The 14594-nt window shown below is 66.0% G+C and carries 13 protein-coding genes; all 13 read right to left on the bottom strand.

All coding sequences use genetic code 11. From position 1 onward, the window contains the following. On the bottom strand, positions 1-975 hold the full coding sequence (truB, locus tag IEV83_RS15805; protein ID WP_181761233.1) for a tRNA pseudouridine(55) synthase TruB: 975 nt from the start codon (positions 973-975) through the stop codon (positions 1-3). A gap of 4 nt (positions 976-979) precedes the next feature. Beyond that, entirely contained in the window at positions 980-1366 is a 387-nt protein-coding gene (gene rbfA, locus IEV83_RS15800; protein WP_244628211.1) for a 30S ribosome-binding factor RbfA, read from the bottom strand. A gap of 126 nt (positions 1367-1492) precedes the next feature. Further along, positions 1493-4120 carry a translation initiation factor IF-2 gene (gene infB, locus IEV83_RS15795; protein WP_181761235.1) on the bottom strand — a complete coding sequence of 876 codons (2628 nt, stop codon included), beginning with the start codon at positions 4118-4120 and terminating at the stop codon, positions 1493-1495. Positions 4121-4127: 7 nt separating this feature from the next. Then, positions 4128-4775 carry an RNA-binding protein gene (locus IEV83_RS15790; RefSeq protein ID WP_181761236.1) on the bottom strand — a complete coding sequence of 216 codons (648 nt, stop codon included), beginning with the start codon at positions 4773-4775 and terminating at the stop codon, positions 4128-4130. 59 nt (positions 4776-4834) lie between these two features. Then, a complete protein-coding gene (gene nusA / locus IEV83_RS15785; RefSeq protein ID WP_181761237.1) occupies positions 4835-6502 on the bottom strand; it encodes a transcription termination factor NusA in 1668 nt (555 codons plus the stop codon). An 84-nt stretch (positions 6503-6586) separates the two neighbouring features. After that, positions 6587-7255, bottom strand: coding sequence for a ribosome maturation factor RimP (gene rimP / locus IEV83_RS15780; protein ID WP_244628209.1), 669 nt, complete (start codon positions 7253-7255; stop codon positions 6587-6589). Between the two features lie 227 nt (positions 7256-7482). Continuing rightward, on the bottom strand, positions 7483-8169 hold the full coding sequence (gene trmB, locus IEV83_RS15775; protein ID WP_181761238.1) for a tRNA (guanosine(46)-N7)-methyltransferase TrmB: 687 nt from the start codon (positions 8167-8169) through the stop codon (positions 7483-7485). A gap of 129 nt (positions 8170-8298) precedes the next feature. Continuing rightward, positions 8299-9471 (bottom strand): methionine adenosyltransferase, encoded by a 1173-nt coding sequence (gene metK, locus IEV83_RS15770; RefSeq protein WP_181761239.1) that lies wholly within the window; start codon positions 9469-9471, stop codon positions 8299-8301. 107 nt (positions 9472-9578) lie between these two features. After that, entirely contained in the window at positions 9579-9995 is a 417-nt protein-coding gene (locus IEV83_RS15765) for a helix-turn-helix domain-containing protein (protein ID WP_181761240.1), read from the bottom strand. 208 nt (positions 9996-10203) lie between these two features. Beyond that, positions 10204-11790, bottom strand: coding sequence for an apolipoprotein N-acyltransferase (gene lnt / locus IEV83_RS15760; RefSeq protein ID WP_181761241.1), 1587 nt, complete (start codon positions 11788-11790; stop codon positions 10204-10206). A 108-nt stretch (positions 11791-11898) separates the two neighbouring features. Then, positions 11899-12900, bottom strand: a complete 1002-nt coding sequence (locus IEV83_RS15755; protein WP_244628208.1) for a hemolysin family protein — start codon at positions 12898-12900, stop codon at positions 11899-11901. A gap of 132 nt (positions 12901-13032) precedes the next feature. Beyond that, positions 13033-13551 carry an rRNA maturation RNase YbeY gene (gene ybeY, locus IEV83_RS15750; protein ID WP_181761308.1) on the bottom strand — a complete coding sequence of 173 codons (519 nt, stop codon included), beginning with the start codon at positions 13549-13551 and terminating at the stop codon, positions 13033-13035. 8 nt (positions 13552-13559) lie between these two features. Then, the gene (locus tag IEV83_RS15745; RefSeq protein WP_181761309.1) at positions 13560-14594 is read right to left on the bottom strand and encodes a PhoH family protein; all 1035 of its coding nucleotides are present in this window, start codon (positions 14592-14594) and stop codon (positions 13560-13562) included.

The following is a 14594-nucleotide window of genomic DNA, read 5'->3' as shown; positions in this document are numbered from 1 at the left end:
TCAGTTCCTTTCGATGACAGTCGCCCCGGTCATGACCGGAGCGATATTGAAAACACGCCGTGGCCGGAGTTCCCCGCGTTCGATCTCGCCAAGCGCCACCAACTCGCCATGAGCGGTGACACTGACCAGACCCTTGAACGCCGGCGCGTCCCGCCCGCGTAGCAAAACGCCCTGCCCATTTCTCAGGCGGGCGGCATCCTGCCGGGAGACGGCCAGCGCCGGGATGTCGTCCAGCGCGGTCGCTACAGGCAAAATGACAGATGCATGCGCCTCATCGAGGCCCATGCCGGGCGCACATTGCCCCAAGTCTTCCAGAGTTTCCAGCGGAATCATGTCCTCTTCCGCGAAGGGCCCCACCAGGAGCCGGCGCAGCGCGGTGACATGGCCGCAGGTGCCAAGCCGGCGCCCCAGGTCCCGGGCCAGCGCCCGGACATAGGTGCCCTTGCCGCATTCGACCTCGAACACCGCTTCGTCGGCGCTCGGACACTCGACCAGCCACAGCCGATGGATGTCGACCGGACGGGCTTCGAGCTCCACCGCCTCGCCGCTGCGCGCCAGATCATAGGCGCGGGCGCCCTCCACCTTGATCGCGGAGAATTTCGGCGGCACCTGCGAGATGGTGCCGGTAAACTCCGGCAAGACCGCCGCGATGTCGTCCGGCTCCGGGCGCACATCGCTGACCGCGACCGTCTCGCCCTCGGTGTCGTCGGTCGCCGTCTCGATGCCCCAGCGCACGGTGAACCGGTAGACCTTGCGCCCGTCCATGGCGAAGGGCACGGTCTTGGTCGCCTCGCCAAAGGCCAGCGGCAGGCAGCCGGAGGCCAGCGGGTCGAGCGTGCCGGCGTGGCCGACTTTCTCCGGGTGCAAAATCTTCTTGATCCGCGTCAGCGCATCGTTGGAGGAGAGCCCGACCGGCTTGTCGAGCACCAGCCAACCGTCGATGCGGTTGCGCGGCTTCTTCCGCTGCCGGCTCATCGGCTTACTCGTCGTCGTCGCTGTCGGTGTGGGCGGTATCGCGGCGGACATCGTCCCGGTTCAGCAACTGCGTGATGCGGTCATCGTCGTCGAACCGGGTATCCAGCACGAACCGCACGTCCGGCAGGTATTTCATCGTCCAGCCCCGCGACAATTCGCGGCGGATGAAGCGAGAGCTGCGGTTCAGCGCATCCACCACCTTGTCCGCGTTCTGTCCGCCAAGCGGCATGACCAGGCAACTGGCCAGACGCAGGTCCGGCGTCATCCGCACCTCGGGCACGCTGACGATCACGCCCTCCAGCGCCGGATCGGCCAGATGGCCGCGCGACAGGATGTCGGAGACCTCCTTGCGCACCAGTTCCCCCACGCGCAACTGACGTTGCGACGGCATTCCGGCCTGCGGCCTGTTCGTTGGCGCCATGTTCAGATCCAGACAGTTTCACGCAACACGCTCGCGAAAAGGCAAACGCCGGCGGATGAGCTCCACCGGCGTCCCCATTTCGCCACGCGGCGGCTCTTAGAGCGAGCGGGCCACTTCCTCGACCCGGTAACACTCGATGACGTCGCCAGGACGCATGTCCTGATAGTTCTCGAAGTTCATGCCGCATTCCTGACCGGACTGAACTTCCTTCACCTCGTCCTTGAAGCGCTTCAGGGTGCCGAGCTTGCCCTCGTGGATCACCACATTGTCGCGGATCAGGCGCACCTGCGCGCCGCGCTCCACGATGCCCTCGGTGACCAGGCAGCCAGCGACCTTGCCGACCTTGGAAATGTTGAAGATCTCGCGGATCTCCGCATTGCCGAGGAAGGTCTCGCGCCGTTCCGGCGACAAGAGGCCCGACATCGCCGCCTTCACGTCATCCACCAGGTTGTAGATGATGTTGTAGTAGCGGATCTCGATGCCCTCGCGTTCGGCGGCTTCCCGCGCCTGCTTGTTGGCACGCACGTTGAAGCCGATGATCGGCGCATTGGAGGCGGCGGCCAGGGTGACATCGCTCTCGGTGATGCCGCCAACGCCCGCATGCAGCACCCGGGCCTTGACCTCGTCGGTGCCCAGTTCCTCCAGCGCGCCGGCGATTGCCTCGACCGAGCCCTGCACGTCGCCCTTGATCAACAGCGGCGTTTCCTTGGCGCCGTTTTCCTGCAGCCGGTTCATCATCTGCTCGAGCGAGCCACGCGAACCGATGTCCCGCAGGGTTGCCTTCTCGCGCTTCTGACGCTGGCGATAGTCGACGATCTCACGGGCGCGGGCCTCGTTCTCGACCACGGCCACCATGTCGCCGGCTTCCGGCGTGCCCTGGAAGCCCAGAACCTCGACCGGCTTGGAGGGACCCGCCTCCTTCACCTGCTCGCTGTTCTCGTCGAGCATGGCGCGCACGCGGCCCCACTCGGACCCGGCCACCAGAATGTCGCCAACCTTGAGCGTCCCCTTCTGCACCAGCACGGTCGCCACCGGGCCACGGCCCTTGTCGAGCTGTGCCTCGATCACGGTGCCTTCGGCGGTGCGATCCGGATTGGCCTTCAGCTCCAGCACCTCGGCCTGCAGCAGGATCATCTCCAGCAGCTTGTCGAGATTGGTGCCCTTGAGCGCGGAGACCTCGACCTCGATCACGTCACCGCCCATGGATTCCACGACGATCTCGTCCTGGAGCAGTTCGGTGCGCACCCGGGTCGGATCGGCCGCCGGCTTGTCCATCTTGTTGATCGCGACGATCATCGGCACACCGGCCGCCTTGGCGTGGGAGATCGCTTCCCGGGTCTGCGGCATCACGCCATCGTCGGCAGCCACCACCAGAATGACAATATCCGTCGACTTGGCGCCGCGGGCACGCATCTGCGTGAAGGCGGCGTGGCCCGGTGTATCGATGAAGGTGATCTTGTGACCGCCCTGCTCGACCTGATAGGCGCCGATGTGCTGGGTGATGCCACCGGACTCGCCGGACACCACGTTGGAGCGGCGCAGCGCGTCGAGCAACGAGGTCTTGCCGTGATCGACATGGCCCATGATGGTGACCACCGGGGGACGGGGCTGCAGCAGCTCATCCGCCTCCACCTCGTCGGAGAACAGACCGTCCTCGACATCGGCTTCGGACACGCGCTTGACGGTGTGGCCCATCTCCTCGGCGATCAGCTCCGCCGTATCGGCGTCGATCACGTCGTTGATCTTGAGCATCTGCCCCTGCTTCATCAGAAGCTTGATCACATCCACCGCGCGCTCCGCCATGCGGTTCGCCAGGTCCTGAATGGTGATCGCCTCGGGCAGTACCACTTCACGCGAAATCTTCTCACGCACCACCTGCTGGCCGGCGCGCTTTTCCTTCTCGCGGCGACGGCGCAGCGAGGCGAGCGAACGGCTCCGGCCCTCGCCATCCCCCGTGGCCGAGGAAATGGTCAGCTTGGACCGGCGACGGTCGTCGCCACTGCGGGCCGGAGTACGGGCCGGCGGCGCCGCCTTCGGGCGCTTGACCGCCTTCAGGCTCTTGCGTGCCTCGCCTTCGTCGGCAGGTGCGGCCGCCTCGGGCCGGCGCGCCGGGGCGGGCGTCGCCGCAGGCTTGGCCGGCGCGGGCTTCGGCGCCGGCTTGGCAGCCGCTTCCGCGGCCTCGCGCTTGGCACGTTCCGCCTCCTCGGCGGCCCGCTTGGCGGCCTCTTCGGCCTCGCGCTTGGCGCGCTCCTCGGCCTCGGCCTTGCGGCGGGCCTCTTCCGCGATGCGGCGGCGTTCTTCTTCCTCGCGGCGCTTGCGGTCCTCGACCTCACGCAGCTGCGCCTCGCGCAGGGCGGCCTGACGTGCGGCCGCTTCCTCGCTGGTCAGCGTGCGCAAAATATTGCCGCCACGCGGCCGCTGGCCGGAGGCCGCACGGCGCGCCGCTGCGGTATCGGCCTTGACCGAACCGCCCTTTTCGATGTCGGGGCGACGCTCGCGCTGCTGCTGAGCGGGCGCGCGCGGAGCCGGCGCTTCCGCCTCCGGCTTGCCTTCCTGCCCCGGCACGACGACCCGGCGCTTCTTCTTCTCGACGACGACAGCCTTGCTGCGCCCATGCGAGAAGCTCTGACGCACGGTGCCCTGCTCCACGCCGGGCCGCTTCAGTCCAAGCGTCTTGCGTTCAACGCTGATTGTCTTGTCGCCGGGATTTTTCGTTTCGCTCATATCGCCTTCAGTCCTGGGTCGCCGCACCGCCCGCAACGCCGCCGGATTGCTCATCCGGGTTGGCTCGGAAACGCTCCAATGCGTCTATCCGCATCAGCGCATTTTCGCTCGCGGATCCCGCGAGCAGTGCAGCATGTATCACATTTGACCGACCCAATGCCAAATCCAATTGAGTCGACGCAAAACTCCGTACCGTCCGGCACCCGCCGGACCCGGCGAATCGCGCCTTCGCGATCGCCGACAACTTTCTGACACCGTCCTCGCCCGCGTCCGCCGCCAGGAGAAGCGCGATCACATCCGCGCTCTTCAAAGCCGCTTCGACCTTGGCAAACCCAGCAAGGACCTGCCCCGCCTTGCGTGCCAGCGACACCGAATTCAGTGCCGCACGTTCCAGCAGAGCGTCCACACGCTCTGCCAAGTCCTCATCGGCGGTCACCTGCTCCTTGAGCGAGCGGGCGAACACCCGTTTCTTCTGCGCGGCGGCAACCGCCGCATGTGTCGCACTCACCCACACACCGCGCCCGGGCAGCTGACGCTTGAGATCAGGAACGATCTTCCCGTCAGGGTCCGCGACAAACCGGATCAGTTCCGTCACCGGCCGGGTCTCGCGGGTCAGGGCGCAGCACCGCTCCAGCGGCTCGTTCCGTCTCGGCACGTTTTTACTCCGCCGATCCCCACGCGCCCCGCCTCTGGCGGATCAGGCGCGTCGGGACGTCACACCTCGTGCACGACACCCGTCGCGACAACTTCCTCGGACGCCGGCGCTTCGGCCTCCTCGTCCCCCGTCTCGTCGGCCTCGCCGGCCTCTTCGTCCTCGGCCGCGGCCTGAAGCTCCTCGGCGCTGACCCATCCAGCCTCGACGCGCGCGGCCATGATCATCTCCTCGGCCTCGGCGCGACTGAGATCGAACCCGGACAACGCGCCCTCGTGGCGCACCGTCTCGCCCGCCGACCGCTCGGTCCAGCCGACCAGGTCATCGGTGGCGCAGCCGGCCAGATCCTCGACGGACCGAACCTCGTCCTTGCCGAGCGCAACCATCATCGCGGTGGTCACGCCTGGAACCGCACGCAGGTCGTCGGCAACCCCAAGCGCCTTGCGCTCTTCGTCCAGCTTCGTCTCGACCTCTTCGAGATATTCGCGGGCACGCGCCTGAATTTCGTCGGCGGTTTCCTCGTCGAAGCCCTCAATGGTCGCGACTTCGTCCCGCTCGACATACGCCACTTCCTCCACCGAGGCAAATCCTTCGGAGGCAAGAAGCTGGCCGACGACCTCGTCCACATTGAGCGCATCGACGAAAAGCTGCGTCCGTTCAGCGAATTCACGCTGACGGCGCTCCGATTCATCATGCTCGGTCATGATGTCGATTGCCCAGCCGGTCAGCTGCGAGGCAAGGCGCACATTCTGACCGCGCCGGCCGATGGCCAGCGACAATTGCTCGTCCGGAACCACGACCTCGATCCGCTCCGCATCCTCGTCGAGCACCACCTTGGCGACCTCGGCCGGCTGCAGGGCGTTGACGATGAAGGTGGCCGCATCCGGGTTCCAGGGGATGATGTCGATCTTCTCGCCCTGCAACTCGCCAACCACCGCCTGCACGCGGCTGCCGCGCATGCCGACGCAGGCGCCAACCGGATCGATCGAGGAATCCTTGGAGATCACCGCGATCTTGGCGCGCGAGCCCGGATCGCGGGCGACGGCGCGGATCTCGATGATGCCGTCGTAGATTTCCGGCACTTCCTGCGCGAACAGCTTGGCCATGAACTGCGGATGGGTGCGCGACAGGAACACCTGCGGACCGCGCTGCTCGCGGCGCACGTCGTAGATATAGGCGCGGATGCGGTCGCCGGTGCGGAACATTTCGCGCGGGATCAGTTCGTCGCGCCGGACCACGGCCTCGCCGCGACCGAGATCAACGACCACATTGCCGTATTCCACGCGCTTGACAACGCCGTTGATGACCTCGCCGATGCGGTCCTTGAACTCGTCATACTGGCGATCGCGCTCGGCCTCGCGAACCTTCTGCACGATCACCTGTTTGGCCGACTGGGCGGCGATGCGGCCGAAATCGAGCGGCGGCAGCGGCTCGGCGATGAAATCGCCGATCTGCGCCAGCGGGTTGCGCCGCAGCGCCTCCTCAAGCCCGATCTCGGTGGCTACATTCTCCACCTCCTCGGCGACCAGAAGAAGCCGCTGAAGCTTGATCTCGCCGGTGCGCGGATTGATCTCGGCCCGGACCTCGGTCTCGGATCCGTAGCGGGAACGCGCCGCCTTCTGGATCGCGTCCTCCATCGCCGCGATCACGATCTGACGGTCGATCGACTTCTCCCGCGCCACCGCATCGGCGATCTGCAGAAGTTCAAGCCGGTTCGCACTGATTGCCATCTCGCTCAACTCCTCTGGCGCCGGAAATCTCGGCGCGCCCTCTGTCTTCCTGAAGGAACGCTTGGCCGGCGCTCCGGATGTTCACTATTCGCCCGGCCCGCGGCCGGATCCGCGATCCGCGTCAGTTGCTGTCGCAGCCCCGGCGCGAGGCCCCTTGCCCCGCCCCCGGCGCGCGGCCCGTTCCGCCTGACGCGCCGCCTTCTCAGCCTGGCGCGCGGCTTTTTCGGCCTTCAGCGCCGCCTCGATCAGAAGGTCGGTCAGGACCAGGCGAGCATCGCCGACGTCGGCCAGCGCCAGCTCAACGTCCCGCTGGCCGTTGGGCAGTTCTTCCTCGAGCCGCAGCGTCACCGTGTCCGCGTCGGCGGCGATCAGCACGCCGCGAAAGCGCTTGCGTCCATCGAGCGGCACCGAAAGTTCGATCTTCGCCAGATGACCGAGCCAGCGGCTGAAATCGCCAGCGCGCACCAGCGGCCGGTCAACCCCGGGCGAGGACAGTTCGAGATTGTATTCGCGATCGATCGGATCCTCGACGTCGAGCACCGGCGTGATGCCACGGCTGACCGTCTCACAATCATCGATGGTCATGGTGCCGTCGGGGCGCTCGGCCATCACCTGCAACGTCAGCCCATCGACACCGGAGAGCTTGACCCGCACGAGGCGGAAGCCGAGATCCTCGATGACGGGCTCGACGATGGCGGCGATCCTCGCCTCCAGTCCGGCCTCGCGGACAAGTCTTGGTTCACTGTCCTGCACGAAATCCTCATTTCCCTGGGTGCGGCATGCGGGCGACGGATCCATCGAAACCGCCACGCGTCACTCCGGCGCCTTTGCCGGCCAGCGACACCCGCCGCGCGCCTGGCGGCACCCCTAAAACAAAAAGAGCGGGTCCCGGAGGGGCCCACTCTCAAACTGCCCTTGATGAGCCGCCAGAGAATATTTGACGATCACTATAGTCAAATCGCTGGCCAAGGCAAGCGGATTCACAGGCGGCGGAACTCCAGATAGCGCCCCACGCGCCCCTCGCGCACGGCCTTGCGCTCATAGCGTGTGCCGGACCAGGGCGCCCAGGGACGGCGCCAGTCATCGGCCCGCTCGGCGGTCCATTCGAACGCCGGATGATCGCGAAGGTGCCGCAGCGTCCAATCCACATAGGTATCGATGTCGCTGGCAAAACGCAGCAACGCGCCCGGCTTCAGCACCCGGGCGTAGCGGTCGAGATTGACCGGGTTGATGAAACGGCGCTTCCAGTGGCGCCGCTTCGGCCAGGGATCCGGGTAGAGCTGGTAGACTCCGTCGAGGCAGGCCGGCGGCAACCAGTCCAGCAGCTTGATCGCGTCGTCGCCATAGACCCGGACGTTCTCAAGCCCGTCGCTGTCGACCTCGGCCACCGCCTTGGCCAGGCTGCTGACGAAGGGCTCGACCCCGATGAAGCCCACATCCGGCAGGCGCCGCGCCTCATGCAACAGATGCTCGCCGCCGCCGAAGCCGACCTCCATCCAGACCGAGCTCACCGGCCGGGCGAACAGGGTCGCCACGTCTTCGGGCGCCGGCACCGAGAGATCCGGCTGCAACCGCTGCAACGCTGTGTCGAACTGCTCCTGCCGCCCCTTGCGCAGCGGCTTGCCCACGCGCCGGCCGAAAAAGGAACCCTTGGTGTGATCCGTCATCGCATTCTTCCATCCCGCCGGCGCGGCACGTCCCGCGCGCGGGCAAATTTCCGGCTGCCGAAGGGCAGCGGACATGACAACGCCGCCGGAAGGCTCCGGCGGCGCTGCTCGTTGGTCTGAAGCCCCGGATCAGCCCGCGACGTCGCGCAGGGCGTGGACCAGGTCGATCTTTTCCCAGGAGAAGCCACCATCGGCCTCCGGCTCCCGACCGAAGTGGCCGTAGGCCGCGGTGCGGGCATAGATCGGGCGGTTGAGCTGCAGGTGCTCACGGATACCGCGCGGCGTCAGGTTCATGACGTTGCGGATCCCCTTCTCGAGCTTGGCCTCATCTACCTTGCCGGTGCCATGCAGGTCGACATAGACCGACAGGGGCTCGGCAACGCCGATGGCGTAGGAGAGCTGAATGGTGCAGCGGTCGGCGAGATCCGCCGCCACCACGTTCTTGGCCAGGTAACGCGCCGCATAGGCCGCCGAGCGGTCGACCTTGGTCGGATCCTTGCCCGAGAACGCGCCGCCGCCATGGGGCGCGGCACCGCCATAGGTGTCGACGATGATCTTGCGGCCGGTCAGGCCACAATCGCCGTCCGGACCACCGATGACGAAGGCACCGGTCGGGTTGACGTGCCAGACCGTCTCGTCGGTGATCCAGCCGCCAGGAACGGCGGAAATGATGTAGGGCTCGACGATCGAGCGGATGTCGTCGGAGGTCAGCGCCGGGTCGAGATGCTGGGTCGACAGCACGATGGAGGTCACCCCCACCGGCACACCATTCTCGTAACGCACTGTAACCTGGCTCTTGGCGTCCGGGCCAAGCACCGGCTCCCGGCCAGTCTTGCGCGCCTCGGCCAAGAGCCGCAGGATCTTGTGCGAGTAGTAGATCGGCGCCGGCATCAGCTCCGGGGTCTCGCGGCAGGCGTAGCCGAACATGATGCCCTGATCGCCCGCGCCCTCGTCCTTGTTGTCCGCCGCGTCGACGCCCTGGGCGATATGCGCGGACTGGTCGTGCAGGTGAACCTGGACATCGCAGGTTTCCCAATGGAACCCTTCCTGCTCATAGCCGATGTCCTTCATCGCCAGCCGGGCAAGATGGGCGATGTAGTCATGGGTGATGTGCGAGGGACCACGGGTTTCGCCCGCAATCACGACCCTGTTGGTGGTGGCCAGCGTTTCGCATGCCACCCGCGCTTCCGGCATTTCGCCGAGAAACGCATCGACCACGGCATCGGAGATCCGGTCACAAACCTTGTCCGGATGACCTTCCGACACGGATTCAGAGGTAAAGAGATAGTTTTGACGCGCCACGAGCAATCGTCCTTCTGGGAAGAAAACAGTAAGAAGCGGCGGGAAATCCCGCCGCTTCGGCTGACTAAAGACAGTGTTTTGCGGAGCGCGTCAAGCCATTCGGCCCGTCAGCCCTTGTCGGCTTCCTCGCCCGCCAGAGCGCGGACGAGTTCGACCACCCGACGACGGACCTTCGCATCCTCGATGCGGACAAAGGCCTTGTTGAGCGAAAGCCCCTCCGAAGAGGACAGGAAATCGACGACATAGGATGCCGGCTTTGCTTCACCGAAGCCAGTCGCCTCATCCGGTGTCCCAGGGGCATCTTCAAAGAAGAACGCAACCGGGACCTTCAAGACCGTCGCGATATGCTGCAAACGGCTCGCTCCGATCCGATTGGTGCCCTTCTCATATTTCTGGATCTGCTGGAATGTAATCCCGAGACTCTCACCAAGTTTTTCCTGGCTCATTCCAAGCATCATTCGCCGTAGCCGCACGCGGCTTCCGACATGCACATCGATGGGGTTCGGTGCTTTCTTGCTGGGCATTTTTGATCTTCTTTCTCGCCTATCGGTTGCTGTGACCACTTCATTTATTCTCCGGAGGCTTTTTCACCACCTCATCGAATGTTGCTCCGTTTCGCCCCGGAACAGTCATCCATCGAGCCGGCACCTTGCCATTTCCCGGTTTTTTTTCAACCCGCCGAACACGACCAGCGGACACGCTTGTCATGATGCCGTGCGACAGGACCCGGCGTCAATCTTTACGCGCATACCCTACGTAACGCGATACCAGAAGGAGGCCAAGCAAAACCGTAACAAGCAAGCTCAAGATGAGCACACCCGCCCGTGAATAAACCGTCGGAGGAGCACTTGAGGGCAAGCGCAGGTCGATCACCCCCTGTTGGCCGAGTCCGAGCCGCGCCCGCACCCGCCCCTGGGCGTCGACCACGGCGCTGATTCCGGTGTTCGCCACCCGCACCACCGGCACGCCCTGCTCAATCGCCCGCATCCGCGCCTGGACGAAATGCTGGACGGGCCCAGGGGTATCGCCGAACCAGGCATCGTTGGTGACATTGAGGATCCAGCCCGGGCGCCCGTCGGCGGAAGTCGCGGCTTCGGGGAAGATCGCCTCGTAACAGATCAGCGGCAGCATCGCCGGGCCGGTCACCGGTGTCAGCAACCGATGGCGATAGCCGGCGCGGAATTCCCCCGGCGTCGCAACGAGCTTGGTCAAGCCGATGGCCTCCAGCCAGTCGCCGAAGGGCAGGAACTCGCCAAAGGGCACCAGGCGCACCTTGTCATAGGCATCGCGGATGGTCCCCTCGCCATCCACCACGAAAACGCTGTTGTAGAACGATCCGGCCACCTCGCCCTGGCGCACCGCGCCAGTGACCAGCGTGTCTTCCGGGCCAAGCATCCGGGCAATCGCCGACAGGGCGCCCGGTTCGTTCGTCAGCAGAAAGGGCACGGCGGATTCCGGCCAGATCACCACCCGGGGCAGATCGCCGCCGCCGGCATCCATCCAGGGCTGGGTACTCATTTCAAGATAGGTGGCGAAGACCCGGGAACGGTTCTCCGGCTTCCACTTTTCCTCCTGCGGCACCGAGGGCTGCACCAGCCTGAGAGCCAGCGGCTCGGAGGTCGGCGGACCGGCCTGCGTCAACCGAAGAGCGCCAAAGCCCCCGACTGCGAGAAAAAGCAGGACGCCGGCCACCCCGGCGCGGCGCCCGCCACCCGGTTCGGCGAAGCCAGCCAGGCTGCAGAACATCAGGGTGACCAACAGCCCAAGACCATAGACGCCGACCAGCGCGGCAGGCTGGGCCAACCAGAGCATGTCGCCGAACGCATAGCCCCAGGTGTTCCACGGAAAGCCCGACAGAACTTTGCCGCGCAGGGCATCGGCACCGGCGAGCGCCAGCGCCAGGGCCAGCAGCCGCCCCCAGCCGTCGCGCCAGACGGCGGCGGCGAGCGCAACGCCGAGCCCGGTGAAGATGGCCAGTCCGGCCGGCAGCAGCAGCACGGCGAGCGGGATCATCCAGGCATGCAGCTGGGCATCGACCAGAAAGGCCCGGCCGATCCACCACAGGCCGGCCAGATGAAAACCGAAGCCAAACCACCAGCCAAGGACAAAGCCAGCGCGCAGCCGCGCCGCCAGCCGCGCGCCCGGCGCAATCGCCCCATCGAGCAGCCAGACCAGCGCGGGGAAGGAGAGGGCGAGCACCGGAAACCAGCCGAAAGGCGGCATCGCCAGTGCGGCAAGCGCTCCGCCGAGCGCCGCAAGCAGCCAGCGCTGCCAGCCAAAGGCCAGCAGAAACACATGGGACAGTCGCTGCAAGATCACCGCTCCGCTCTACCGGCCTTTTCGAATGCCCCGCACCAGAGGTGCGAATCGTCCCGCCCATGCGCCGACGTTCCCCGCTGCGGCGCGACCGGTCAAGCAAGCCATGCCCTACCCTTCCGAGGACGGCGCCGCCTCGGGCCGGCGAAGCCGGCGCCGCGCGTCACCATGCCGCGGATCGGTACGCTTGGCCCGGATCCGCAGCCGCTTGATGCGCCGCGGATCGGCGTCCAGAACCTCGAATTCGTAACCTGGCAGTTCGCGGGCGGCGATCAGCTCGCCGCGCACCGGCACCCGCCCCACCAGCGTGAACACAAGACCGCCAAGGGTATCGACTTCCTCGCCCAACTCGCCGATCTGGAAACCGGTGCCCAGAGCCTGCTCCACATCCTCCAGCGGAACCCGGGGATCGGCGGTCCAGTTGCCTTCGGAGACCTTGGAGATCATCGCCTCCTCGTCCTCGTCGTGCTCGTCCTCGATATCGCCGACCACGGTCTCGACCACATCCTCCAGCGAGACCAGGCCGTCGGTCCCCCCATATTCGTCGATCACCAGCGCCATCTGCATCCGGTCCGCCTGCATCTTCGCCATCAGGTCCGCCGCCGGCATGGACGGCGGCACGAACAGCACCGGACGAATGATGCCGGCCTCATGCAGCGGCAGCGACAGATCGACCCGCGACAGATCGAGATCGGCGTCCAGATTGGACAGGTGCGTGGCCTCCGCCTCCTCTTCTGCGCCTCCGGCGGCGTCCTCGTTCGCGCCTGCCTTAACCGCGAAATAGGCCATCAGATCCTTGATGTGCACCATGCCGCGCGGGTCATCGAGACCTTCATGGTAGACAGGCATGCGGGAATGGCCGGATTCGCGGAACACCTCCATCAGCCGGCCAAGCGCGACCGTGTCCTCGATGGCGTCGATATCGGCGCGCGGCACCATGACATCGTCGACCCGCACCTCGCGCAGGCGCAGGATGTTCGACAGCAGAACACGCTCTTCGGGGGTAAAGCTCGCCCCCTCATCCGCGTCGCGGGCAAGTTCATCCTGGAGATTCTGGCGCAGCGACATCGCGCCGGACCGACGCAGGCCGGCGAGCCGCTTTACCTGCCGCACCCCCCACCCGAAAAGGGATCGCTGTGGTATCGGCGGCTGGTCGTCATGTTCGCCCACGGCGCTCGCATCGGATGCGGGCTGCCGTTCGGGACTTCGATCCTCGGAATCGTTCATATCTGTTTTGCGCCCATCTCAGACGGGCGTGTTGCTCTCCGTATTGCCATTGGTCAAGGGCGGCTCCCGATAGGGGTCCGCAATCCCGAGCTGCGACAGAATCCGACGCTCGGTCTCCTCCATCTCCTCGGCCTCGTCCTCCATTTGGTGATCGTAGCCCAGAAGGTGAAGAAAACCGTGAACGACAAGATGAGAAAGATGATCGGAAAATGCAATTTCCAGATCCCCCGCCTCGCGGGTGACCGTCTCCTCGGCAAACACCAGATCGCCGAGCAGGGGCCCGAACGGCGGCTCGGTCTCGTCGCCGCCGGGGAAAGACAGGACGTTGGTCGCGGTGTCCTTGCCGCGCCATTCGCCGTTCAATTCGCGTACATGGGCGTCGTCGGTAAACACCAGCGACAGCTCCGTTCCCGGCACAAGCTCCAGATCGAGATGATCGCAGGCCATGCCCACCACCCGCTCGACCAGCTCGTGCAGCTCCGTCTCGCCGGGCCAGTTGCCCGCCTCGATCGACAGATCGAGTTCGGGCCGGGTCACCGTGTCGCTCATCGGACCCGGTCCGCCTTGGCGCGCCCGGGCGCAGTTGCCGCTAGCGCCTCGCGCTCCTGCGAAGCTTCGCGCGCGGCATCGTCATAGGCCTTGACGATGCGCGCCACCAGTTCGTGCCGCACCACATCGACCTCGGTGAAGGCCACATGGGCGACCCCCTCCACCTCCTGCAACAGGGCCAGCGCCTCGCGCAGGCCCGATTGCTGGCCGGCGGGGAGGTCGATCTGGCTCGGATCGCCGGTGACGATCATGCGGGAGTTCTCGCCCAGACGGGTCAGGAACATCTTCATCTGCATGGTGGTGGTGTTCTGCGCCTCATCGAGGATCACCACCGCATTGGAGAGGGTTCGTCCGCGCATGAAGGCGAGCGGCGCCACCTCGATCATGCCCGATTGCAGGCCGCGATCGACCTTCTCCGCCGGCATCATCTCGTAAAGCGCGTCATAGAGCGGACGCAGGTAGGGATCGACCTTCTCCTTCATGTCGCCGGGCAGGAAGCCGAGCCGCTCGCCCGCCTCCACCGCCGGACGCGACAGGATCAGCCGGGTGACGTCGCCGCGCTCCAGCAGCGCCGCCGCATAGGCAACCGCGAGAAAGGTCTTGCCGGTGCCGGCCGGGCCGGTGCCGAAGGTCAGGTCCGAGCGGTCCATCGCCCGGATATAGGCATCCTGCGCGGGCGTGCGCGCCAGCACCGTCTTGCGGCGGGTGGAAATCTGGGCGAAGGCCAAATGGGATTTCGGCTCGATGGTCGGCAGGTCGAGTTGCGCCTCTTCGGCCACCGCCATGCGCAGCGCCCCTTCCACATCGCCCGGGTGAAGCTCATGCCCCTGCTGCAGGCGGATATACAGCGCCTCCAGCGCCCGCCGCGCCTGTTCGCAGGCCGAATGCGGCCCCTTGATGATCACCTGATTGCCACGCGCCACTGCATCGACGGACAGCCGCTGCTCGATCAGGGCAAGGTTCTGGTCGAACTGGCCGAACAGATCGCCGACCAGGCGATTGTCATCGAAGGCCAGAACCACATGGGTCAT

It is taken from the genome of Stappia taiwanensis, from assembly GCF_014635285.1.
Taxonomy (GTDB): domain Bacteria; phylum Pseudomonadota; class Alphaproteobacteria; order Rhizobiales; family Stappiaceae; genus Stappia; species Stappia taiwanensis.
The sequence above is the reverse complement of the archived record's forward strand: the minus strand, read 5'-3'. Positions and strand labels throughout refer to the sequence as shown.